The 22,738-nt window shown below is 63.6% G+C and carries 15 protein-coding genes; 10 read left to right on the top strand and 5 right to left on the bottom strand.

Going from position 1 to position 22,738, the window contains the following annotated elements; all coding sequences use genetic code 11:
* Positions 1-16: 16 nt before the first annotated feature.
* The 7 genes from glnT to AC0L2Z_RS01030 all read left to right on the top strand — a co-directional run bounded on the left by glnT (position 17) and on the right by AC0L2Z_RS01030 (position 11,509).
* Positions 17-1,324, top strand: a complete 1,308-nt coding sequence (gene glnT / locus AC0L2Z_RS01060) for a type III glutamate--ammonia ligase (protein WP_128167767.1) — start codon at positions 17-19, stop codon at positions 1,322-1,324.
* 92 nt (positions 1,325-1,416) lie between these two features.
* Positions 1,417-2,670, top strand: coding sequence for a sarcosine oxidase subunit beta family protein (locus tag AC0L2Z_RS01055; protein ID WP_473626320.1), 1,254 nt, complete (start codon positions 1,417-1,419; stop codon positions 2,668-2,670).
* Between the two features lie 16 nt (positions 2,671-2,686).
* Positions 2,687-2,962, top strand: a complete 276-nt coding sequence (locus AC0L2Z_RS01050) for a sarcosine oxidase subunit delta (protein WP_128167769.1) — start codon at positions 2,687-2,689, stop codon at positions 2,960-2,962.
* 258 nt (positions 2,963-3,220) lie between these two features.
* A complete protein-coding gene (locus AC0L2Z_RS01045; RefSeq protein ID WP_473626609.1) occupies positions 3,221-6,199 on the top strand; it encodes a sarcosine oxidase subunit alpha in 2,979 nt (992 codons plus the stop codon).
* Positions 6,192-6,821 (top strand): sarcosine oxidase subunit gamma, encoded by a 630-nt coding sequence (locus tag AC0L2Z_RS01040; protein ID WP_473626318.1) that lies wholly within the window; start codon positions 6,192-6,194, stop codon positions 6,819-6,821. Before AC0L2Z_RS01045 ends, AC0L2Z_RS01040 begins: the two co-directional genes overlap by 8 nt.
* A 264-nt stretch (positions 6,822-7,085) precedes the next feature.
* Positions 7,086-9,455, top strand: a complete 2,370-nt coding sequence (locus AC0L2Z_RS01035) for a DUF1989 domain-containing protein (protein ID WP_473626317.1) — start codon at positions 7,086-7,088, stop codon at positions 9,453-9,455.
* A 362-nt stretch (positions 9,456-9,817) separates the two neighbouring features.
* Positions 9,818-11,509, top strand: a complete 1,692-nt coding sequence (locus AC0L2Z_RS01030) for an APC family permease (RefSeq protein WP_473626316.1) — start codon at positions 9,818-9,820, stop codon at positions 11,507-11,509.
* A 113-nt stretch (positions 11,510-11,622) separates the two neighbouring features.
* Here AC0L2Z_RS01030 and AC0L2Z_RS01025 read toward each other — a convergent pair whose 3' ends face one another.
* The 4 genes from AC0L2Z_RS01025 to AC0L2Z_RS01010 form a co-directional block, all read right to left on the bottom strand.
* Complete coding sequence (locus AC0L2Z_RS01025) at positions 11,623-13,116, bottom strand: aldehyde dehydrogenase family protein (protein ID WP_473626315.1); 1,494 nt, start codon at positions 13,114-13,116, stop codon at positions 11,623-11,625.
* A gap of 256 nt (positions 13,117-13,372) precedes the next feature.
* Positions 13,373-16,540 carry an efflux RND transporter permease subunit gene (locus AC0L2Z_RS01020; RefSeq protein ID WP_473626314.1) on the bottom strand — a complete coding sequence of 1,056 codons (3,168 nt, stop codon included), beginning with the start codon at positions 16,538-16,540 and terminating at the stop codon, positions 13,373-13,375.
* Between the two features lie 249 nt (positions 16,541-16,789).
* Positions 16,790-17,929: an efflux RND transporter periplasmic adaptor subunit gene (locus AC0L2Z_RS01015; protein ID WP_473626608.1), complete on the bottom strand. Its 1,140-nt coding sequence runs from the start codon at positions 17,927-17,929 to the stop codon at positions 16,790-16,792.
* 74 nt (positions 17,930-18,003) lie between these two features.
* Positions 18,004-18,612, bottom strand: a complete 609-nt coding sequence (locus AC0L2Z_RS01010) for a TetR/AcrR family transcriptional regulator (RefSeq protein ID WP_128245663.1) — start codon at positions 18,610-18,612, stop codon at positions 18,004-18,006.
* A gap of 304 nt (positions 18,613-18,916) precedes the next feature.
* Here AC0L2Z_RS01010 and AC0L2Z_RS01005 point away from each other — a divergent pair, with 304 nt between their 5' ends.
* From AC0L2Z_RS01005 to AC0L2Z_RS00995, 3 genes are all read left to right on the top strand, one after another.
* Positions 18,917-19,270, top strand: a complete 354-nt coding sequence (locus tag AC0L2Z_RS01005) for a VOC family protein (protein WP_473626312.1) — start codon at positions 18,917-18,919, stop codon at positions 19,268-19,270.
* A gap of 52 nt (positions 19,271-19,322) precedes the next feature.
* On the top strand, positions 19,323-20,216 hold the full coding sequence (locus AC0L2Z_RS01000; protein WP_473626311.1) for a PhzF family phenazine biosynthesis protein: 894 nt from the start codon (positions 19,323-19,325) through the stop codon (positions 20,214-20,216).
* Positions 20,217-20,364: 148 nt separating this feature from the next.
* The gene (locus AC0L2Z_RS00995; RefSeq protein ID WP_473626309.1) at positions 20,365-20,700 is read left to right on the top strand and encodes a GIY-YIG nuclease family protein; all 336 of its coding nucleotides are present in this window, start codon (positions 20,365-20,367) and stop codon (positions 20,698-20,700) included.
* 181 nt (positions 20,701-20,881) lie between these two features.
* Here AC0L2Z_RS00995 and AC0L2Z_RS00990 read toward each other — a convergent pair whose 3' ends face one another.
* Complete coding sequence (locus tag AC0L2Z_RS00990; RefSeq protein ID WP_473626308.1) at positions 20,882-22,519, bottom strand: acyl-CoA synthetase; 1,638 nt, start codon at positions 22,517-22,519, stop codon at positions 20,882-20,884.
* Between the last annotated feature and the right edge of the window lie 219 nt (positions 22,520-22,738).

Below are 22,738 nucleotides of genomic sequence, written 5' to 3'. Positions count from 1 at the left end.
TAAGCGAGGAACTATAATGGGGAACGATCTCGCCGCCTTCGCCAAAGGGAACGGCGTCAAATATTTCATGATTTCCTACACCGACCTGTTCGGTGGACAGCGCGCCAAGCTGGTGCCGGCGCAGGCCATCGCCGACATGCAGAAGGACGGCGCCGGCTTTGCCGGCTTTGCCACCTGGCTCGACCTGACGCCGGCGCATCCAGACATGCTGGCCGTGCCGGATCCGGATTCGGTCATCCAGCTGCCGTGGAAGCCGGAAGTCGCCTGGATTGCCGCCAATTGCATGATGGACGAAAAAACGGTCGCCCAGGCGCCGCGCAACACGCTGAAGCGGCTGATTGACGAGGCGGCGGGCGACGGCATGCATGTCAAGACCGGCGTCGAGGCCGAATTCTTCCTGATCTCGCCGGACGGCAACACGATTTCCGACGAATACGACACGGCGTCAAAGCCCTGCTACGACCAGCAGGCGGTGATGCGGCGCTATGATGTCATCGCCGAGATCTGCGACCACATGCTGGCGCTCGGCTGGGGCGCCTACCAGAACGACCATGAGGACGCCAACGGCCAGTTCGAGATGAACTGGGCCTTCGACGATGCGCTGGCGACCGCCGACAAGCATTCCTTCTTCAAGTTCATGGTGAGGTCCGTTGCGGAAAAGCACGGCCTGCGCGCCACCTTCATGCCAAAACCATTCCCGGGCCTGACCGGCAATGGCTGCCACGCCCATATCTCGGTGTGGGACAAGGACGGCAAGACCAATGTCTTTGCCGACAACGCCATGGAGCTCGGCCTGTCGGCGAAGGGCAGGAATTTTCTCGGCGGCATCATGAAGCATGCCTCGGCGCTTGCCGCGATCACCAACCCGACCGTCAATTCCTACAAGCGCATCAATGCGCCGCGCACCATTTCGGGCGCCACCTGGGCGCCGAACTCGGTGACCTGGACCGGCAACAACCGCACCCATATGGTGCGCGTGCCCGGCCCCGGACGCTTCGAGCTGCGCCTGCCCGACGGCGCGGCAAACCCTTATCTGCTGCAGGCGGTCATCATCGCCGCCGGCCTCGACGGCATCCGCTCGAAGGCCGATCCCGGCAAGCGCTACGACATCGACATGTACCAGTTCGGGCATACGGTGGAGGGCGCGCCGAAGCTGCCGCTCAACCTGCTCGATGCATTGCGCGAGTTCGACAACGACAAATCGCTCAAGGCGGCGCTGGGTGAGGAATTCTCGTCGGCTTATCTAAAGCTGAAGCATCAGGAATGGAATTCCTATGCTTCCCACTTCACCCAGTGGGAGCGCGACCACACGCTGGATATCTAGAGCATCGGACCGAAAAGTGTGAAGCGGTTTTCGGACGATTCCGATGCGTCAAGAATGGTCCTGCGCGGCGCGAGCGACCTCGGAATAGAGTCATGAAATACTCGATCTTCTCCCTCGCCCGTGCGGCATTTTCCGGTCACAAGAATTGGCAGCGCACCTGGCGCGACGCCAGCCCGAAGGACCGCTACGACGTGGTGATCATCGGCGGCGGCGGCCACGGCCTGGCGACGGCATGGTTCCTCGCCAGCGAATACGGCATCAGGAATGTCGCCGTGCTCGAAAAGGGCTGGATCGGCTCCGGCAATGCCGGCCGCAACACCACCATCATCCGCTCCAATTACGGGCTGCCCGGCAATACCGGCTTCTACGAGCTGTCGATGAAGCTCTGGGAGCGGATGGAGCAGGACCTCAACTACAACACGATGGTCAGCCAGCGCGGCGTCATCAACCTTTACCATTCCGATGCGCAGCGCGACGCCTATGCGCGGCGCGGCAACACGATGCGCATCAACGGCATCGATGCCGAACTGCTCGACCTTGCCGCGGTCAAGAAGATGATGCCGTTCCTGAACTTCGACAATGCCCGCTTTCCCGTGCAAGGCGGCCTGCTGCAGCGGCGCGGCGGCACGGCACGCCACGACGCCGTGGTCTGGGGCTACGCCCATGCGGCGAGCGCGATCGGCGTCGACATCATCCAGAACTGCGAGGTGACCGGCTTTGGGCGCGACGCCAACGGCAAGGTGACCGGCGTCGAGACATCGCGCGGCGCAATCGGCGCCGGCAAGGTCGGCATGGCCGTCGCCGGCAGTTCGTCGCGCGTCGCGGCGTTGGCTGGCCTGCGGCTGCCGATCGAGAGCCATGTGCTGCAGGCCTTCGTTTCCGAGGCGATCAAGCCGCTGATCCCCAATGTCATGACCTTCGGCGCCGGCCATTTCTATGTCAGCCAGTCGGACAAGGGCGGGCTGGTCTTCGGCGGCGATATAGACGGCTACAATTCCTATGCCCAGCGCGGCAACATGCCTGTGATGGAAGACGTCTGCGAGGGCGGCATGGCGCTGATGCCGATGATCGGTCGCGTGCGCCTGTTGCGCCAATGGGGCGGCATCATGGACATGTCGATGGACGGCTCGCCGATCATCGACAAGACGCCGGTGGACGGGCTCTATCTCAATGCCGGCTGGTGCTATGGCGGCTTCAAGGCGACGCCCGGCTCCGGCCTTGTCTTTGCCCATCTTCTGGCCCGCGACGAACTGCACAAGGAGGCGGCGCGCTTCCGCCTCGACCGGTTCCGGCGGGGCGCGATGATCGATGAAAAGGGCGTCGGCGCCCAACCGAACCTGCACTGAGGACGGTCCGAAAAGCATGCGTATTGTCTGTCCCTTCTGCGGCGAACGCGAACTCGGCGAGTTCACCTGTCTCGGCGACGCCAAGCCGCTGCGGCCGGCTGCCGGCGCCTCGGAAGACGAGGTCTTCGACTATGTCTATTTACGCGACAACATTGCCGGCGAGACCAGCGAACATTGGTACCATGGCGGCGGCTGCCGGGCCTGGCTGAAGATCACCCGCAACACGCTGACGCACGAGATCTCCTCGGTCGAGCCGGCGGCGGGCGTGGGTGCAAGGCAGGTGGCAAAATGAGTATTCTTAGCCAGCTCAGCGCTGCCGCGAAGAACGCGAGGCTCCTACCTCCCCCTTGTGGGGAGGTCGGACCGCAGGTCCGGGTGGGGGTCGGCGCCAAGGCCCCCCCCCCCCCCGGGGGGGGGGCGCCCCCCCCCCCCCGGGGGGGGGGGGGGGCCGCGGCGCCAAACCCCCACCCCGCTGCTTCGCAGCGACCCTCCCCACAAGGGGGAGGGTTAGGGGCAGCGCGACGCTCCTGCATGAAGGCCGGCAACCGTGATCACCAGCCAGCCCCATCGTCTCACATCGGGCGGTCTCATCGACCGCTCGGCGCCGCTGAACTTTCGCTTCGACAGCAAAACCTTTGCCGGCTTCCAGGGCGACACGCTTGCCTCGGCGCTGATCGCCAATGGCGTCAAGCTGGTCGGCCGCTCGTTCAAATACCACCGGCCGCGCGGCATCCTGACCGCGGGCTCGGAAGAACCCAACGCACTGGTCGAGCTGCGCACCGGAGCCCGGCGCGAGCCCAACACCAAGGCGACCACCGCCGAGCTTTATGACGGTCTGGAAGCCGCCAGCCAGAACCGCTGGCCGTCGCTGCGCCACGATCTGATGGCGATCAACCAGCTGTTCTCACCGATCTTCGTCGCCGGCTTCTACTACAAGACCTTCATGTGGCCGGCAAAATTCTGGGAAGCGGTCTACGAGCCGGCGATCCGCCGCGCCGCGGGTCTCGGCCGCGCCGCGGGCGTTGCCGATCCTGATCATTACGACAAGACGTGGGCGCATTGCGACGTGCTGATCGCCGGTTCCGGCCCAGCCGGGCTGGCGGCAGCACTTGCCGCCGGCCGATCTGGTGCCCGCGTCATCCTGTGCGAGGAAGATTTTGCGCTTGGCGGCCGCCTGCTTGCCGACGGCGGCACGATCGACGGGGTGCCCGCAGCCGAATGGATTTCGCGCACGCTGGCCGAGCTCGCCTCGCTGCCGGACGTCCGCATCATGACCCGCACGACGCTGTTCGGCGTCTATGATGGCGGCACCTATGGCGCGATCGAGCGGGTCAACGACCACCTGCCCTCCCCGCCAGAGCATCAGGTGCGCCAGCGGCTGTGGCGGATCGTGGCAAAGCGCTCGATTGTTGCCGCCGGCGCCATCGAACGGCCGATCGTTTTTGCCGGCAACGACACGCCCGGCGTGATGATGGCTTCGGCGATGCGGACCTATATCGCGCGCTATGCGGCAACCCCGGCGAAGAGGATTGCGCTGTTCACCAACAATGAGGATGGCTGGCGCACGGTCGAGGCGGCACTCGACGCCGGATTGCAGATCGCTGCCGTTGTCGATGCGCGTCCGGACGTATCGGCCGCGCATCGCGCGCTTGCCGCCAAGGCCGGCTTTGCCGTTTTGAACGGTTTCGTCAGCGGGGTGGACGGCGGCAAGGACGGTGTCAGGAAAATCTCGGTGGCGCTCGCCGGCGGCGCACGCGCCGAGGTCGAAGCCGACGGGCTTGCCGTTTCCGGCGGCTGGAACCCGGCGGTCGGGCTGACTTCCTACCATCGCGGCCGGCCGAAATGGCAGGACGACATATCCGCCTTCGTGCCGGACGGCGCGCCTCCCGGCATGGTGGCCGCCGGTGCCGCCAACGGCGCTTTTGGGCTCGGCGCCTGCCTGCGCCAGGGATTCGCCGCCGGTGCGGCGGCAGCGCAGAGTGCCGGACACAGCGGCAATGCCGGCGCTCCGCCAGTCGCCGAAGACGAAGCTTTTTCGCTGACCCCGCTCTGGCATGTTGCCGGCAAAGGCAAAGCCTTTGTCGACTACCAGCATGACGTCACCGCTGCGGACATCGAACTGGCGCAGCGCGAAGGCTTTGAGTCGGTCGAGCACCTCAAGCGCTATACGACGCTCGGCATGGCGACCGACCAGGGCAAGACCTCGAATGTCGCCGGCCTCGCGATAATGGCGGCGCTGTCAGGAAAATCCCTTCCCGAGACCGGCACGACGATCTACCGTCCGCCCTATGTGCCGGTCGCCATCGGCGCGTTTGCCGGCCATCATCGCGACGAAAACTTCCATGCGACAAGGCTGACGCCGTCGCATCACTGGGCAGCCGAACAGGGCGCGGTGTTCGTCGACACCGGCTTGTGGAAGCGCGCGCAATGGTATCCGCGCGCCGGCGAGAAGGACTGGCTGGAAACGGTCACCCGCGAGGTCAAGGCGGTGCGCGGCGGTGTCGGTTTTTGCGACGTCTCGACGCTCGGCAAAATCGACGTGCACGGACCGGATGCCGGCGCCTTCCTCGACCGCGTCTACATCAACACTTTCTCCAACCTTGCTGTGGGAAAAGCCCGCTACGGGCTGATGCTGCGCGAGGACGGCATGGTCTACGACGACGGCACCACGTCGCGGTTGGCCGAGGACCACTATTTCCTGACCACCACGACCGCCAAGGCCGGGCCGGTGATGCAGCATCTCGAATTCTGCCGGCAGGTGCTGTTTCCTCAATTCGACGTGCAACTTACGTCAGTCTCCGACCAGTGGGCGCAATTCTCGATCGCCGGGCCGAGCGCACGGGAGTTGCTGAAACAGATCGTTGATGATTCAGAGGACCTTTCGAACGAGGGCTTTCCATTCATGGGCGCGCGGGAGGTATCCCTTCGCGGCGGCATCGGGGCGCGGCTGTTCCGCATTTCGTTCTCCGGCGATATGGCGTTCGAGATCTCCGTTCCGACCCGCTACGGCGACGCGCTGGTGCGCAACCTGATGATAGCCGGCAAACAATTCGGCGCCACACCCTATGGCACCGAGGCGCTTGGCGTCATGCGCATCGAAAAGGGCCATGTCGCCGGGCCCGAGCTGAACGGCACGACGACCGCGGCCGATCTCGGCTTGGGCAAGATGATGTCGACCAAAAAGGATTTTATCGGCCGCGTCATGGCCGGACGCGAGGCGCTGGTCGCACCGGACCGGCAGGTCGTGGTCGGCATCAAGCCGACGGACAGAGCGCGCCGCCTGCGCTCCGGCGCGCATATCATTCCGAAAGCCGAGGTACCGGGTTCCGCCAACGACCAGGGCTATGTCACCTCGGTCTGTTTCTCGCCGACGCTTGACCAGTGGATCGGGCTGGCGCTTGTCGAGCGCGGCCGCGAGCGCATCGGCGAGATCGTCCATGCGCATGACCCGCTGCGCGGTGAAGACTATGATGTCGAGCTGTGCAATCCCGTCTTCTACGATCCGGATGGAGGGCGCCAGCGTGGCTGAGTTTTCGTGGCTTTCTCGCAGTCCGCTGGAGCACGCACTTGTCGTGGGCGCCCATGGCGCGCGCGACGTCGCGTCGGGCATTTCCCTCGGTGAAGTTCGCAATTTCGACCTGATCCAGGTGATGGCGCGGCGCGGCAAAGGGGCGGAACTGGCAAACGCCGCCAAAGCCCGCTTCGGCATGGCGGCTCCGGACGCGCCCAAGGCGGTGCAAGCTGCGGACGCTGCGCTCATCTGGTCGGGACCGGACCAGTTCCTCGTCCTGTCCAAAGGCGGCAAGCACGTGATGGACATTTTGAGACAGGCGTTCTCGCAATCCGCCTCGCTGTCGGACCAATCGCATGCGCGCGCCCTGATCAGCGTCTCGGGAGCCAAGGCGCGCGCCATGCTGGCGAAATTGTCATCGATCGATCTGCACCCGACGGCATTTCCGATCGACGCCGCTGCCACCACATCGATCGACCACACCGGCGTCAATCTCTGGCGTGGCAATGATCGGCCGGACGGGCAGCCGGTGTTCAATCTTCTGGTGTTTGCAAGTTTCGCCGAAAGCCTGTGGCACACGATGCTCGACGCAGCCGCCGAGTATGGCGTCGACATCGGGTATTCCGAGGAGTTGGGGTAGCGGTTGCCTCTTCCCTTCTCCCCTTGTGGGAGAAGGTGGATTGGCGCGCAGCGCCAAGACGGTTGAGGGGTGTTGGACGGAGTGCGGCCGATGCCAAGCTGGAGCACCCCTCATCCGACCGAGCTTCGCTCGGCCACCTTCTCCCACAAGGGGAGAAGGGGGAGCCCCACCACCTTCGCCTTGCCAAGCCGACAAGCACTGCTATTCTTGCCGCGAAAATAATTTTACGTACAGGCAAACTTGTTTCTTGAGACCCGGGTCGAGATGAGCCAGTCGCCCTACCCCGCCATCGCCGCCGGACCGCCACGACCGAGCCTGATCCTGCGGCCCGGCCAGATGGCGCTACCCGCCGGCATGGAGCGCTATTCCGTCCACGGCAATGGTGCGGTGCTCATCGACGTCGAGGCCGGCGACATCGTCACCGTGTGCAACGTCGAAGGCGGCCAAGCCTGCGAACTGCTGGCATGGGATAAAAGCGGCGTGACTGATGCCGGCATTTTCGGCGAGAACTCGAACAGCAATGCCGCCGGCATCAAGGCGCTGCTGGCCGATGGCGACGACACTCTCGCTTCGTTGCGCCGGGGGTTCGAGCGACGCCAGGTGCAGCTCGATCAGGCAAAGGCGGTTCGCATCTTCGGCGGCGCCACCCCTGCCGGCACCGAACAGGGTTTTGCCGTCGCCCGCGCCGGCTCGATGCTGATCGCCGCCCCGGGCGGACCGATGCCGGTCGACGGCCACGACACGGCAACGCCGCTCAGCGTCATCGTGCGCCGTGCCACAATCCATCCGGCGGCGAAGGCCAGGCTTGGCGACCCGCTGGCCGACCCGGTGCTCGATTTGCGCGTCCATTCGGCGACCGCGGAAGCCTACTTCGTCAAGGCGGGTGACTATCTGCAGATCATCGATGTCGACGGGCGCCAATGCACCGACTTCCAGTGCTTTTCGGCGCGCAAGCTCGACAAGGGACGCGACCATCCGCTCGACGTGACGACGACCCGCACGCTGATGGGTTCGAGCTATCCGATGCCCGGCCTGCATTCGAAATATTACGACCAGGACATGGAGCCGCTGGTCGAGGTGGTGCAGGACACCTGCGGCCGGCACGATGCGTTCGCGCTCGCTTGCGCCGCCAAATATTACGACGACATCGGCTATCCCGGTCATCCCAACTGCTCGGAGAATTTCAACCGCGCGCTCGCCGACAGGGGTGTTGGCCCGCGCGCGGGCTGGATGGCGATCAATTTCTTCTTCAACACGGCGATCGACGCGCATGGCGTCATGGTGTCGGACGAGCCATGGTCGCGGCCGGGCGACTATGTGCTGCTGCGGGCGCTTACCGACATCGTTTGCGTGTCGTCCGCCTGTCCCGACGACACGACGCCGGCCAATGGCTGGAACCTGACCGACATCCATGTGCGGACCTATTCCGGCCAGCACAAATTCTCGCGAGCGATCGCCAGACGCATGACGCCCGATTCGGAACCGAAAATGACCCGCGAGACATCATTTCATTCGAGCTTTGCCAAGCACACCCGCAACTTCGTCGAGTACAGGGGTTATTGGCTGGCCAATTCCTTCGCAAAAGAGGGCCCTATCGACGAATACTGGGCCTGCCGGCAGGCCGCCGTCATCATGGACCTGTCGCCGCTGCGCAAGTTCGAGGTCACCGGCCCGGATTCGGAAGCGCTGCTGCAATACACGCTGACCCGCGACGTGAAAAAACTCGGCGTCGGCCAGGTCGTCTATTCCGCCATGTGCTACGAGCATGGCGGCATGATCGACGACGGCACGCTGCTCAGGCTCGGCAAGGACAATTTCCGCTGGGTCGGCGGCGACGATCTGTCCGGCGAATGGCTGCGCGACACCGCGACGAGCCTCGGCCTCAACGTGCTGGTGCGCTCGTCGACCGACCAGATGCACAATGTCGCCGTGCAGGGACCGAAGAGCCGCGACATCCTGAAGGAGATCATCTGGACTTCGCCGCTGCAGCCGTCGATCGAGGAGCTCGAATGGTTCCGTTTCGCCGTCGCCCGCATCGGCGGCGGCAACGGCATTCCAATCGTCGTCTCGCGCACCGGCTACACCGGCGAACTCGGCTACGAGATCTGGTGCCACCCGCGCGACGCCGAAAAGGTGTTCGACGCCATCTGGGCGGCCGGCCAGCCGCATGGCTTGAAGCCGATGGGGCTGCAGGCGCTCGACATGGTGCGCATCGAGGCCGGGCTGATCTTTGCCGGCTATGAATTTTCCGACCAGACCGATCCGTTCGAGGCCGGCATCGGCTTCACCGTGCCGCTGAAGAGCAAGACCGACGATTTCATCGGCCGCGAGGCGCTGATCCGGCGCAAGGAAAACCCGCAGAGGAAACTGGTCGGCCTCGACATCGACGCCAATGTCGCGGTCGGGCATGGCGATTGCGTCCATGTCGGCCGCGCCCAGATCGGCGAGGTCACTTCCGCCACGCGCTCGCCGCTGCTCAACAAGACCATCGCGCTGGCCAGGCTCGACGTCAGCCATGCCGCGATCGGCACCGCGGTCGAGATCGGCAAGCTCGACGGCCACAGCAAGCGGCTGCCGGCGCGCGTCGTCGCCTTCGCGCACTACGACCCGCAAAAGACCAGACCGCGCTCCTGACGGCAGCATCCCTTGCCTTCTCCCCCCTGTGGAAGAGGGTGGATCGGCGCGCAGCGCCGAGACGGAAGAGTGGTGTTGGACGGAATGCTGTCGGTGCCAAGCTGGATCACCCCTCATCCGACCTCGCTTCGCGAGGCCACCTTCTCCCACAAGGGGAGAAGGCAAGAGCGTGTCCCACATCTGCGATGTGCACAGCTTCACAAAAACGCTTGACGTCAAAGCGTGACGCGTCGATCTTCACTCCCAAGAAAAAAATACTACTGAGCGGAAAACGCCTGAGGTCGTTCAACGCGTGCGTCGGTGACGCATCGCGAAATGTCGACTGTCGCCGATGGGGAACATCAAAATGGGAATTCACGCAAATGAGCACGATAGTCTCTGCCCTGGTGCCGGCTGCCGAAGGGAAGCTGCACCGGAACATCGATTGGCGCGGTGCCTTCTGGGTGGCAAGCGGCGTTCCCGCCCTTGTGCTGTTTTCGATCGGCGGCATTGCCGGCACGACCGGGAAGCTGGCCTTCCTGATCTGGACCGTGTCCATGATCATGGGCTTCCTGCAATCCTTCACCTATGCGGAAATCGCTGGCCTGTTCCCGAACAAGTCCGGCGGCGCCTCGATCTATGGCGCCACCGCCTGGCTGCGTTATTCCAAGTTCATCGCGCCGCTTTCAGTGTGGTGCAACTGGTTCGACTGGTCGCCGGTGCTGTCGCTCGGCTGCTCTATCGCCGCCGCCTATATCCTCAACGCGCTGGCGCCGGTGCCGCTGTTTACCGACACCTCGCCGGAAGTCCTTGCCTATATCGCGGCTAATGCCGGAACGAGTGCCGCCGACGCCATCACGGCGGTGAGCGCGGCCGCGACGCCGGCGATCCGCAACTGGACGCTCTACAGTCACACGTTGGGGCCGGTCTCTTTCACCTTCAACGCCACCTTCTTCATCGGCGCGGTGCTGATGCTGATCATCTTCTCCATCCAGCATCGCGGCATCCTTGGCACCGCCAATGTGCAGAAATATATCGGCCTGTTCGTCCTCATTCCGATGCTGATCGTCGGCGTCGTGCCGATCATCACCGGCCAGATCGACTGGGCGAATTTCTCGCCGCTGGTGCCGCTCGCGGCCGCCTATGCGCCCGAGCCCGGGGCGTGGAACATCGCCGGCTGGACGCTAGTTCTCGGCGGCATGTTCATCGCCGCCTGGTCGACCTACGGTTTCGAGACCGCCGTCTGTTACACCTCCGAGTTCAAGACTCCCGGCACCGACACCTTCAAGGCGATCTTCTATCCCGGCCTGCTGTGCATGCTGCTGTTCATCCTGGTGCCGTTCACCTTCCAGGGCGTGCTCGGCTTGAACGGCATGCTGGCGACCCCGATCGTCGACGGCTCCGGCGTTGCCGACGCACTGGCCGGCATGGTCGGTGGCGGCCAGCTGATCCATAGCCTCCTGGTGATGCTGATGATCCTGGCCCTGGTGCTGTGCATCATGACGGCGATGGCGGGGTCCTCGCACACGCTTTACCAAGGTTCCGTCGACGGCTGGCTGCCGCGCTTTCTCAGCCACGTCAACGAGCATGGCGCCCCGACCCGCGCCATGTGGACCGACCTGATCTTCAATCTGTTCGTGCTGGCCATCGCTTCGGCCGACGCGACGAGTTTCTTCTTCATCCTCGCCGTGTCGAATTGCGGCTACATCATCTTCAACTTCCTAAACCTCAACGCCGGCTGGATCCATATCGCGCGGCCATGGCGCGCGCCGAGCTGGCTGCTCGGCATCGGCGCCATCTTTTCCTACGTCAACATGATCTTCATGGGCGCCGGCGCCAAGGTCTGGAATCCGATGGCGCTGTGGGCAGGGCTGATCACGGCTGCCCTCATCATCCCGGTGTTCTGCTTCCGGCATTACATCCAGGACAAGGGCAAATTCCCCAACCACATGCTGACTGATCTCGGCATGAATTCGTCCGATCTCGCCGTCAGAAAGGCGGGAATCCTGCCCTACCTGACGCTGATCGCCGGCGTCGTGGTGATGCTGCTCGCCAACTGGCTGTTCGTCATCTGACCCCGCCTGAAGGGATCAAGCGCGCGATGCGCGCTTGATCCCCGCATGTTCGTGCCGATGATTACCCGCCGCCGAGGCGGGTTTTTCGTTTCAGGGCCTATTCGGCGGATCGCTCAATCGATCTTGATGAACACGCCCTTGGTGTTGAGATACTCGTCGAGGTGCTCGGCACCGCCCTCGCGGCCGTAGCCGCTCATCTTGTAGCCGCCGAAGGGCACGGCCGGATCGATGGCGTGATAGGTGTTCACCCAGACTGAGCCGGCACGGATTTTTCGCGATAGCTGATGGGCGGTGGCGATGTTGCGGGTGAAGACCCCGGCAGCAAGACCGTAGGGCGTGTTGTTGGCGCGCTCGACCGCCTCATCGAGCGTATCGAACGGCAGCGCCGAAATCACCGGCCCGAAGATCTCCTCGCGCGCGATCCTCATGTCGTCCGAAACGCCGGCAAAGACGGTCGGCGCGACGAAATTGCCGGCGGCCAGCGCACCTTCCATGAGGCGTTCACCGCCGGTGACGAGGGTCGCCCCCTCCGCCGTGCCGGCCTCAAGATACGAGGCGACCCGTTGCAGCTGCTTTTCGGAGACGAGTGGGCCGATCTCGGTCGCCGGATCGATGCCGTCGCCGATCCTGAGACCCTTGGCATAGGTCGCCAGCCGCTCGACGAATTCATCATGGATGGAGCGTTCGACGAACAGGCGCGAGCCGGCGATGCAGATCTGGCCGGAATTGGCGAACACCGACATCGCCGCCACCGGCACCGCCTTGTCGAGATCGGCGTCGGCGCAGACGATGACCGGCGACTTGCCGCCAAGCTCCAGCGAGACGCGCTTGAGGTTGCCGGCCGAGGCGCGGACGATCGACTGGCCGGTTGCCGTCGAGCCGGTGAAGACGATCTTGTCGACGCCCATATGCTCGGCAAGGGCGGCGCCTGCCTCGGCGCCGGTGCCGGTCACGATGTTGACGACGCCTGGGGGAACGCCGGCCTCGTTCATGATGTCGGCGATCAGAAGCGGCGTCAGCGGCGCCTCTTCCGATGGTTTCAGCACCACCGTGCAGCCGGTCGCCAGCGCCGGTCCGATCTTCCAGATCGAAGCCGCCGTCGGTGCGTTCCACGGGATGATGGCGCCGACGACGCCGACCGGCTCCTTTCGCGTGAAGGAGACGATTTCGCCCGGCAGCGAGTTCTCGATCGTCTCGCCGTGCAGGGACGTCGCCATGCCGGCGTAATAGCGCAGCATGCCGATGACGCGGTTGCGGTTGGCCAGGGTGCGCACGATCGGCATGCCCATGTCGGTGGTGTCCGAGCGGCTGATCTCCTCCCAGTGCTTTTCGAAGAGATCGGCGATCCTGAGCAGCAGCACCTGCCGCTCATAGGGCTTGCACCGGCTCCACGGCCCGTCGAAGGCCCTGCGCGCTGCGGCCACCGCCAGCTCGACATCCTGGCGGTCGCCGCGCGGCACCGTGGCAATGACCGCGCCGGTGGCCGGATTGCGGGTCTCCATGGTCCTGCCCGAGCGGGCGTCGACCCAGGCCCCATCGACGAACATTTTGCGGTGGCGTCCGTCGATCGGCCGGCGCAGCGCCACCGGTGCCTGAGCTATGGTCATGACGTCCTCCTCCGGCGCGCAGTAGCCTCACTTGAGATTAATTATCGATCTCGGCGCCGCTCCTCATCAGCCTGCCGGGCACTTCTCCCCGTATAGTGACGGGGAGAAGGGGCTGGCCGCACGCTCGGCGCTTTTTTTGCAGCGCTGGATATTGGCGAAATCCTTTGCGAAGGCGTCCTTCTCCCCGTCACTATACGGGGAGAAGATGGCGGCAGCCAGATGAGGGGCGGCGCCAACCTGCGCGATTGCCTCGACCCTATTCGGCCGCCAGGGGCAGTTGCGGCTGGTCATCGTTTTCCGCCAGTTTCGGCTCGGCGGCCGGCTCGGCGGCCGGCGCCGCGTCCTCGACCTTCTTGCGCTCCCGGCCGAAGAACAAGGCATAGCCTGCCGGAAGGACGAGGATGGTCAGCACCGTGGCAACGAGGATGCCGCCCATCATGGCATAGGCGAGCGGACCCCAGAAGACGCCGCGCGAGATCGGGATCAGTGCCAGGACCGCCGTCAGCGCCGTCAGCATGATCGGCCGGAAACGGCGGACTGCCGAGCCGATGATGGCCTCCGAGCGTTCCATGCCGGCTGCGATGTCCTGGTCGATCTGGTCGACCAAGATGATCGAGTTGCGCATGATGATGCCAAGCAGCGCGATGACGCCGAGAATGGCGACGAAGCCGAACGGCGCGCCACTGATCAAAAGTGCCGCCGCAGCACCGATAATGCCGAGCGGACCGGTCGCCAGCACCAGCATCGCCTTGCCGAAATGCTGCAGCTGGATCATCAGCAGCACGACGATGACGGCCAGCATGATTGGCGCTTTCGCAGCAATCGAGGCCTGGCTTTCGGCCGAATCCTCGGCGCCGCCCTGGATCTCGACGGCGTAGCCGGGCGCGAGGCCGTCGCGCAGGCCCTGCATCTCGCTGTACATCTTCATGACGACGTCGTTCGACTGCACGCCGTCCGGCAGCGTGGCGCGCACGCTGATGGTCGGCAGGCGGTCGCGCCGCCATTCGACGCCTTGCTCCAGCACCGGGACGACCTTGGCGACCTGCGACAGCGGCACAAAGCCACCAAAATCCGTCGGGACAGAGATCGAGTCGACCGCCGACAGCAGGTGACGGCTTGCCGCCGGCTCGCGGGCGACGATCGAGACCGTCTCCTCGCCGTCGCGGAAATCATCGAGCGGCGCGCCCGACATGGTCGCCTGCAGCATCTGGCGGATGCGCTGCGAGGTGACGCCAAGCGCACGGGCGCGATCCTGGTCGATCACCAGCTTCATCTCCGGCACCGGCTCCAGCCAATCGTCGTGGACGGCGCCGAGCAGCGGATTTGCCTGGAACCCCGCCTTGACCTCGTCGGCGATGCGGCGCACCTCCTGGCGATCCGGGCCCATGACGCGCATCTGCACCGGCCAGCCGGTGGGCGGCCCAAGGAACAGGCGGTCGACCTTGGCGCGCACCGATGGGAAATCCTCGGCCAGAATGGTGCGCAGCTTGGCGATCAGCCGCTCGCGGGCCGGTTCGTCATTGGCCATCACCAGAAGCTGGGCAAAGTTCGGATTGCGAAGCTGCTGGTCGAGCGGCAGGAAGAAGCGCGGCGCGCCCTCGCCGATATAGGTGGCGATGAAGCGCTTGTCCTTGTCGTCCATCATCCTGGTTTCGAGCGCCTTGGCCTGGGTCTCGACTTCATTGATGCTGGTGCCTTCCGGCAGCCAGAGGTCGACAAGGATTTCCGGACGCGACGACTGCGGGAAGAAGTTCTGCGGGATGAACTGGAACGCCCACAGCGAGGTGACGAAGGTCACCAGCGTCATGACCAGCACGATGATGCGGTGGCGCACGGACCAGCTGACGGTGGCGCGAAGCCGGCGATAAAAGCGGGTGTCGAAGACATCGTGATGGCTGCCGGCGTGTTTTCGCTGCTTGAGAATCATATGACCAAGCCACGGCGTGAAGTAGACCGCCACGAACCAGGAGACGACCAGCGCGATGCCGACGACGTAGAACAGCGTGCGCACATATTCACCGGCTGTCGAGGCCGCGAAGCCGACCGGGATGAAGCCGGCGGTGGTGATCAGCGTGCCGGTCAGCATCGGGAAGGCCGTCGAGGTGTAAGCGAAGCTCGCCGCCTCGATCTTGACCATCCCTTCCTCGAGCTTGCGTTCCATCATTTCGACGACGATCATCGCATCGTCGACAAGCAGGCCGAGCGCGATGATCAGCGCGCCAAGCGAAATGCGCTGCAGATCGATGCCGATCTCGTACATGATGGCGAAGGTCGCGGCCAGAACGAGCGGAATGGTGATCGCGATCACCAGGCCCGAACGCCAGCCGATCGTCAGGAACGAAACGACAAGCACGATCAGCAGCGCCTCGCCGAGCGCCGTCATGAACTCGCCCACCGCGTCCCGCACGACTTCTGGCTGGTCGGCGATCTGATCGACCGAAACCCCGTAAGGCAAGGCCTCTTCGAAGCGGTGATAGGTAGCCTCGACCTCCTTGCCGACATCGGTGACGTTAAAACCCTTGGCCATGACGACGCCGACCTGGACGCTGTCGTGGCCGTTGAAGCGGTATTTGCGCTGATAGGGATCCTCGAGACCTTGGCTCACGGTTGCGATGTCGCCGAGGCGCGTCACCTGATTGCCGGCGCGCAGGCGAAGCTCGCGGATGTCGGCCGCCTCGGTCACGCTGCCCTCGACCGAGATGCGCACCGAGCGCTGGCCGGTATCGACCGAGCCTGCCGGATCGACATTGTTCTGGCCCTTGATCGCGTTCTGCAGATCGGTGAGTGTCAGGCCGCGCTCGGCAAGCACCTTGGACGAAACGTCGATATAGAGCTTTTCCGGCTGGTCGCCGATGATCACCGCCTTCTCGACGCCGGGCGTCGTCAGCAGCATGTCACGCGCCTGGATGGCCAGTTTCTTCAGTTCGGGATAGCTGTAGCCATCGCCGCTGATCGAATGCAGAGTGATGAAAGTGTCGCCGAATTCGTCGTTGAAGTAAGGCCCAAGCAGCCCCTGGGGCAGCTCATTGGCGATATCGCCGACCTTCTTGCGCACCTGGTAAAAGGCATCCGCGACCTCAGTCGGATTGGTGTCGCCTTCCACCTGCAGGGTGATGATGGCGCTGCCGGCGCGCGTGTAGGAGCGGACGAAATCGAGATGCGGCGTTTCCTGCAGCTTGCGCTCGATCTTATTGACGACCTGGTCCTCCATCTCCTGGATCGAGGCACCGGGCCAGACCGCCTGGACAACCATGACGCGGAAGGTGAAATCCGGGTCTTCCTTCTGGCCCATGCGCATCAGGCCGAGCGCGCCGGCAACAATGATCAGGCCGAACAGGAACCGCGCAATGCTCGGGTGCCCGATCGCCCAGCGCGAAAGATTGAAGGGCCTTTTTTCATGGGTGTCGGTGGTGTCGGTGGTCATAGCGCCAGTCCATCTGTCTGATCGTCAGCGCACGCACATGGCATGCCCACGGAGCTTCTTATGGTGGCTTCCGGGCGGCGAGGCTTTCCGAGCGGAGAGACACTCATCGCGGTGGGGCGCCAGGACCGATGTCGGGGGGGTACATCCACCTGACGTCTCGACAATCGGGCACCTGCCGCCCGGAAACCGTGAACCGCTTGACCTCGCGGCTTGCGCCGATGCGAGGAAAAGCCGTTTTATGCCTGGCCGTCAGCGCACGCGCTTCATGGCCCCGCCATCATCGTCCGCCGATGCGGACTGCTGCACCGCATCGCCGGCCAGCTTGACTTTCAGATTTTCGGTCATGAATTGCGTGCCCGCCGCAACGACGACATCGCCGGGTTTTAACCCTTCGGCAACATGCACGCCGTCGGCGGTGAACTCGGCGACCTTGATCGGACGCGCATGGACGGTCTCGCCGCTGCGGTCCACGGTCCAGACGATCTGCTGGCCGTCCTTTTGCGCCAGCGCGCTCAACGGGATCGATACGCTTTGCAGGCTGTTGTTGGCGGCCGAAGCCTCGATATTCGCGGTCATGCCGAGAAGCACGCGCGGATCGTTGGGCAGGCTGACGCGAACGGCAAAGGTACGCGACTGCTGATCGGCGCTGCCGGCGACTTCACGGACCTTGCCGTCGAGCGTCAGCGCTTCGTCGGCCCAGAAGCTTGCCTTGACGTCCTTGCCCGGCTTGAACTGGGCGATATCGGTTTCGGGCACGGCGATCAGCACTTCCTTTTCGCCGTCGACGGCAACGGTCACAACCGGCGTGCCTGAGCCGACCACCTGACCGACATCGGCGGTGACTGAGGTGACGATGCCGCTCCTGTCCGCCTTGAGGTCGGTGTAGCGGACCTGGTTCTTCGCCTGGTCAAGCGCTGAGCGGGCGGAATTGCGGGTGGCGACCGCCTGATCATGGCTGAGCGTCGCCTGTTCGAGCTGCGATTTCGAGGCGAACTTCTTGGCAAACAGCTGTTCGGCACGACGGCGGGCAAGGCCCGTCGTCTCGACCTGCCGCTCGGCGGCCTCGAGGCTGGCCTCGGCGCTCTTGACCGAAAGGTCGTAGTCGGCGGGATCGATGCGGGCCAGAACGTCGCCCGGCTTGACGCGCTGGCCGATGTCGACCAGGCGCTCGGTGATCTTGCCGTTGATGCGGAACCCGAGATTCATCTCGGTGCGGGCGCGCACCGATCCGGAGTAGGAGAGCTCACGAGTATCGTTCGCCTTGGCGATCTCGATGACCTTGACCGGCCGGACGATGTCCTTGACTTCCACTTTTTCTTGCGAGCAACCGGCGAGCCCAAGTGCAGCGACGACGACCAGAGCCGGACCAATGGCCGGCAGCCTGTTCATGATGGATTTGGACAAAGACACTTGCGTACTCCCGAAATGGAGATGGATTGTCGACGCCCGGCGGACGCCGCCGGTCATTTCTTCAAAGCCCTGAGGGCAAACTCGATAAGCTCGTCCGGCATCGCCCGGTTGTTCTTGGCAAGGCACTGGGCGACCATCTGAGGGTGACAAAGGGTGATGATAGCGGCGCCGAAACACCGCGAAGCGACTTCCGCGTCCTGGTCGGCAAACTCGCCGGCGGCAATTCCCTCGCGGATCACCTCCTCGACCAAGCCGCGGATCCTGTCGATATGCTTCTCGATGACATGCCAATCGCGCTCGATGGCGACGACGACCATTTCGTGCACCTTCTCCTGGTCGAGCATGGTGTCGCGGGTCCACTGATAATGCGTTTGCACGTAGCGGCGCAGCCTTTCGCTGGCCGTTCCGGAACTATGGCAGGCGTCGTAGGTCAGTTGATAGCAGGTAGCGAGCATGCGGCCGCAAACGGCCTGGTGGATTTCGACCTTGGAGGCGAAGAAACGGTAGATGTTGGCCGTCGACATGCCGAGTTCACGGGCTATGTCGGCGACATTGGTCTTGCCGTAGCCGTAGTGGCGGAACAGTCGCTCTGCGCAATCGAGGATGCGCGCAACATTCTCCTGCCGGACCAGGTCAGCCGTCGTGTCGAGGGTGTCATGCATCATTTATCATTAGCTCATTACGAGTGACGAATTTTGAATTTCGTCACTCGTAATTCGAAATCGCCCGCAAGTCAACAGGTGAATGTTACTCGTCTGGGCGACCGGTGACACCTGCTTATACAACCTAGGCGTGAACAGCGTTAACGAAGCCTGCTGGGCATCCCGCCGGTCCTTCAAGGTCCTCCGGCGGCACTCTGCGGCTCAGGTGATCAGCGTATTTTATTCGAGACGTGCTCCGCAGCGCGCAGCCATGCGTTACCATGCAAGCTGTGGAGAATATGGCAAGCTGTGGAGGAGATATGGAATGACCGTGCTGCGCATCGTCTCGAATATCGCAACAGACAGCATTCCGGATGTTCGGGAGTTCTATACCGATCTGTTCGGGCTCGATGCCGTGATGGATCACGGGTGGCTCGTCACGCTGGCGTCCAGCGAAACCACCGTCCCCCAGATCAGCATCGCCAGCGAGGGCGGCTCAGGCACCCCGGTGCCTGATCTGTCGATCGAGGTCGACAATGTCGATGCGGTTTATCTTCGCGCAAACGAGATCGGTTGCAGAGTGGTCTATGATTTGACCGACGAACCGTGGGGCGTAAGACGCTTCTTCATTGCCGACCCGACCGGCAAGCTGGTCAACGTGCTCTCGCATCTTCGGTAGAGATTGTTCTGCAAACTGAACGGGCCCAATTGCGGTTCTCGGAGGAAAAACCATGAGCAGAACAATTCCATTTCATTTCGTCGATGTCTTCGCGGTAGAGCCGCTGGCCGGCAATTCCCTTGCGGTGGTCGATTGCGATGCCGAGTTGGCGCTCGAGCTGATGCAGAACATTGCCCGTGAGTTCAACCAGTCCGAGACCACTTTTGTCCTACCGGCGACCCGGGCGGACGCCGATTGGAAATTGCGCTCATTCACGCCGAAAGGCGTGGAGGTTTTCGGCGCAGGCGGCCACAACACGCTAGGGGCCTGGTGGTGGCTCGCTGCAGCGGGGCGGCTCGAGTTGGGCGATGGCCCGACATGGTTTCACCAACAGATCGGCGACTTGGTATATCCATTGGCCATCTGGCAAAGCCAGGGAAAACTCGAAAAGATCATTATGCAACAGGAAGCCCCAGTGGCCGGCGGGCAGATCTCAAATCTTGGGGCTCTTGCCGCGGCGCTTGGCCTAAATACTGAAGAAATAACGGACGTCGTGCCTTGCCAGGTGGTCTCGACCGGCGCTGCCCATCTCCTGGTGCCAATCCGCGATCGCCAAGCCGTCGACCGGATTTCGCCTGACGCCAAACAGCTTTTCGACCTGCTCAACGAGGTCGGCGGGGAAGGCTGCTACGTCTTCTCACTTGATCCGCTACAGCGGGGAACCACAGGGTATGCACGTTTTTTCAACCCGACCGTCGGCATTGCCGAGGATCCGGCGACCGGTACGGCGGCTGGTCCGCTCGCCGCACATCTTGTTGCACACGGTGTTGCGCAGCCCGGCGTAATCAAGGTCGAACAAGGCACGGCGCTCGGACGTACCAGCATCATCGAGGTCGCTGTCGATGCCGGCTCGGTGAGCGTGTGTGGACGTGGCATCGTGGTGGCGAGCGGGGCGTTTTCGATCTAGTTTCCCCGCACGGAGGATTTGGTTCCGAGCCCTGTGGACGGTCGATGCCGGCCGGTCGGCAGCCAAATCTCCAAAGTTGGCGATTGCATAGGCTACTACACCTTCGTCATCCTAGGGCAAGTAAGGCGCGGCGCAGAGGATCCATGCCGTGACATCCGCCGAAGAATGCAGCGGCTCAGAACGGCGCTTGCATCGGCAACGGCGCTGGTTACCTTCCACCATGACCGGCTATGCCACCATGACCGCGAGCCAGAAGTGTGGCGAACATTTCGACATTTGCGACGCCATCCAGCGCGAGAAGTCGCTGAAGCGCTGGCCGTGGAAGATTGAACTGACCGAGAAGACCAATCCAGAATGGTTCGAGTTTTCGCGGAACGGGGTAGCAGCGTTCGGCTCTGGGCCGCTGCATTCTTCGGCTTGGGTAACGGCATGGATCCCAGGGTCTGCGCCGCGTCGCTTCGCTCCTTGCTCCGCCCTAGAATGACGAAGTGAAGGGGTGTCTCAGCTAATCCTAGAGGTTTGCGATTTGCCGCTGAAGGGGGGGCCCTGCTGGATCTTCTACCGAGTTGGCTCTGTAGCGAGGACGATCGGAAGGGCCTTCGATCCGATGCGATCTCTTTGCTCCGTTCAAGTTGGGCTTAGCTGGGGCAATAGTGATCTGCCACCTACCCCTTGGCCATCTCCCTCAGCCGGAACTTCTGGATCTTGCCGGTCGAGGTCTTCGGGATTTCGGCGAAGATCACCGCTTTCGGCATTTTGAAGCGGGCGAGCAGCGCGCGGCAGTGATCGATGATCTCGGCCTCGGTCGCCGTCCTGCCCGGCTTCAGCTCGACATAGGCGATCGGCACCTCGCCCCATTTGTCGTCGGGCCTCGCGACGACGCCGCAGGAGGCGACGGCGGTATGCTTGTAGAGCGCCTCCTCGACTTCGATCGAGGAGATGTTCTCGCCGCCGGAAATGATGATGTCCTTGGAGCGGTCCTTGAGCTGGATGTAGCCGTCGGGATGCATGACGCCGAGGTCGCCCGAGTGGAACCAGCCGCCGGCGAAGGCCTCGTCGCTCGCCTTGCGGTTCTTCAGATAGCCCTTCATGACGATGTTGCCGCGGAACATGACCTCGCCGATCGTCTCGCCGTCGGCCGGCGTCTCCTCCATCGTCTCGGGGTCCATCACCGTCAGATCCTCGAGCGCGGCATAGCGCACACCTTGCCTGGCCTTCCTCGCCGCCTTCTGTCCCTTCTCCAGCCCATCCCACTCGCCCTGCCATTCGTTGACGACCGCCGGGCCATAGGTCTCGGTCAGGCCATAGAGGTGGGTGACGGCAAAACCCGCATCGGCCATGCCCGACAGCACCGCTTCCGGCGGCGGTGCCGCGGCGGTGTTCAAGGTGACCGTCTGCGGAAATTGCCGCTTGTCCTCGTCGCTGGCGTTGATCAGCACTGACATCACCACCGGCGCACCGCACAGATGGGTGACGCCGTGGTCGGCGATGGCGTCGTAGACCGGCTTCGGCCGCACCCAGCGCAGGCAGACATGGGTGCCGGCCTGCACGGCCAGCGTCCACGGAAAGCACCAGCCGTTGCAGTGGAACATCGGCAGCGTCCACAGATAGACAGCATGCTTGCCCATGCCGGCATGGATGGTGTTGGCATAGGCCATCAGCGCTGCACCGCGATGGTGATAGACGACGCCCTTGGGATTGCCTGTCGTGCCGGAGGTGTAGTTGAGCGAGATCGCGTCCCATTCGTCGTCCGGCATCGACCAGGCGAAATCCTCGTCGCCGCCCGCGACGAAGGTCTCGTAATCGAGCGAGCCGATCCGCTCGCCCTTGGGATAGGGGGCGTCAGTGGCGTATTCGGGATCGTCATAGTCGATGACCAGCGGTTTTACCCTGGCCAGCGCCAGCGCCTCGCTGACGACATTTGCAAATTCGCGATCGACGACCAGCACCTTGGTTTCGGCATGGTCGAGTTGGAAAGCGATGACGGCGGCATCGAGACGGGTGTTGAGCGAATGCAGCACCGCCTTGGTCATCGGCACGCCGAAATGCGCTTCCAGCATCGGCGGGGTGTTGGACAGCATGACGGTTACGGTGTCGCCCTTGCCGATGCCGCGCCTGGAGAGCGCCGAAGCAAGCTTCAGCGACCGCCGCCAGAAATCGCGATAGGTCGTGCGCTGGCGACCATGGATGATCGCGACATGGGCGGGAAAGGTCCTTGCCGCCCGCTCCAGATAGCTGAGCGGCGTCAGCGGCTGGTGGTTGGCTGGATTCCTGCCGAGATCCTGTTCGTAGGGATTGCCCATCCCGTCCTCCCATGGCGCATGTCCCCAAAATCGGAATCGATTTTCGGGGCATGCGCAAGATCTAAAGTGTTACAGCGTCCTTTGCGCGTCCGAAAGGACGCGCGGCGCTGTAATGTCTGATCGAGACCTTCTACCCCACAGGCTTCCGGCCCGTCACCATGCCACGATAGAGCGCATTTGGCACAAGGTATGAGGTAGATTCAGCGGGCGAAAGGCATC

The organism is Mesorhizobium sp. WSM4850, from assembly GCF_055811735.1.
The sequence above is the reverse complement of the archived record's forward strand: the minus strand, read 5'-3'. Positions and strand labels throughout refer to the sequence as shown.

Excerpts from the sequence above, each read along its gene's own strand:
- AC0L2Z_RS01030 (WP_473626316.1), top strand. The coding sequence starts at position 9,818 with ATGAGCACGATAGTCTCTGCCCTGGTGCCGGCTGCCGAAGGGAAGCTG.
- AC0L2Z_RS01005 (WP_473626312.1), top strand. The coding sequence starts at position 18,917 with ATGACCGTGCTGCGCATCGTCTCGAATATCGCAACAGACAGCATTCCG.
- AC0L2Z_RS01050 (WP_128167769.1), top strand. The coding sequence starts at position 2,687 with ATGCGTATTGTCTGTCCCTTCTGCGGCGAACGCGAACTCGGCGAGTTC.
- glnT (WP_128167767.1), top strand. The coding sequence starts at position 17 with ATGGGGAACGATCTCGCCGCCTTCGCCAAAGGGAACGGCGTCAAATAT.
- AC0L2Z_RS00990 (WP_473626308.1), bottom strand. The coding sequence starts at position 22,519 with ATGGGCAATCCCTACGAACAGGATCTCGGCAGGAATCCAGCCAACCAC.
- AC0L2Z_RS01055 (WP_473626320.1), top strand. The coding sequence starts at position 1,417 with ATGAAATACTCGATCTTCTCCCTCGCCCGTGCGGCATTTTCCGGTCAC.
- AC0L2Z_RS01025 (WP_473626315.1), bottom strand. The coding sequence starts at position 13,116 with ATGACCATAGCTCAGGCACCGGTGGCGCTGCGCCGGCCGATCGACGGA.
- AC0L2Z_RS01020 (WP_473626314.1), bottom strand. The coding sequence starts at position 16,540 with ATGACCACCGACACCACCGACACCCATGAAAAAAGGCCCTTCAATCTT.
- AC0L2Z_RS01000 (WP_473626311.1), top strand. The coding sequence starts at position 19,323 with ATGAGCAGAACAATTCCATTTCATTTCGTCGATGTCTTCGCGGTAGAG.
- AC0L2Z_RS01010 (WP_128245663.1), bottom strand. The coding sequence starts at position 18,612 with ATGCATGACACCCTCGACACGACGGCTGACCTGGTCCGGCAGGAGAAT.
- AC0L2Z_RS01015 (WP_473626608.1), bottom strand. The coding sequence starts at position 17,929 with ATGAACAGGCTGCCGGCCATTGGTCCGGCTCTGGTCGTCGTCGCTGCA.
- AC0L2Z_RS01035 (WP_473626317.1), top strand. The coding sequence starts at position 7,086 with ATGAGCCAGTCGCCCTACCCCGCCATCGCCGCCGGACCGCCACGACCG.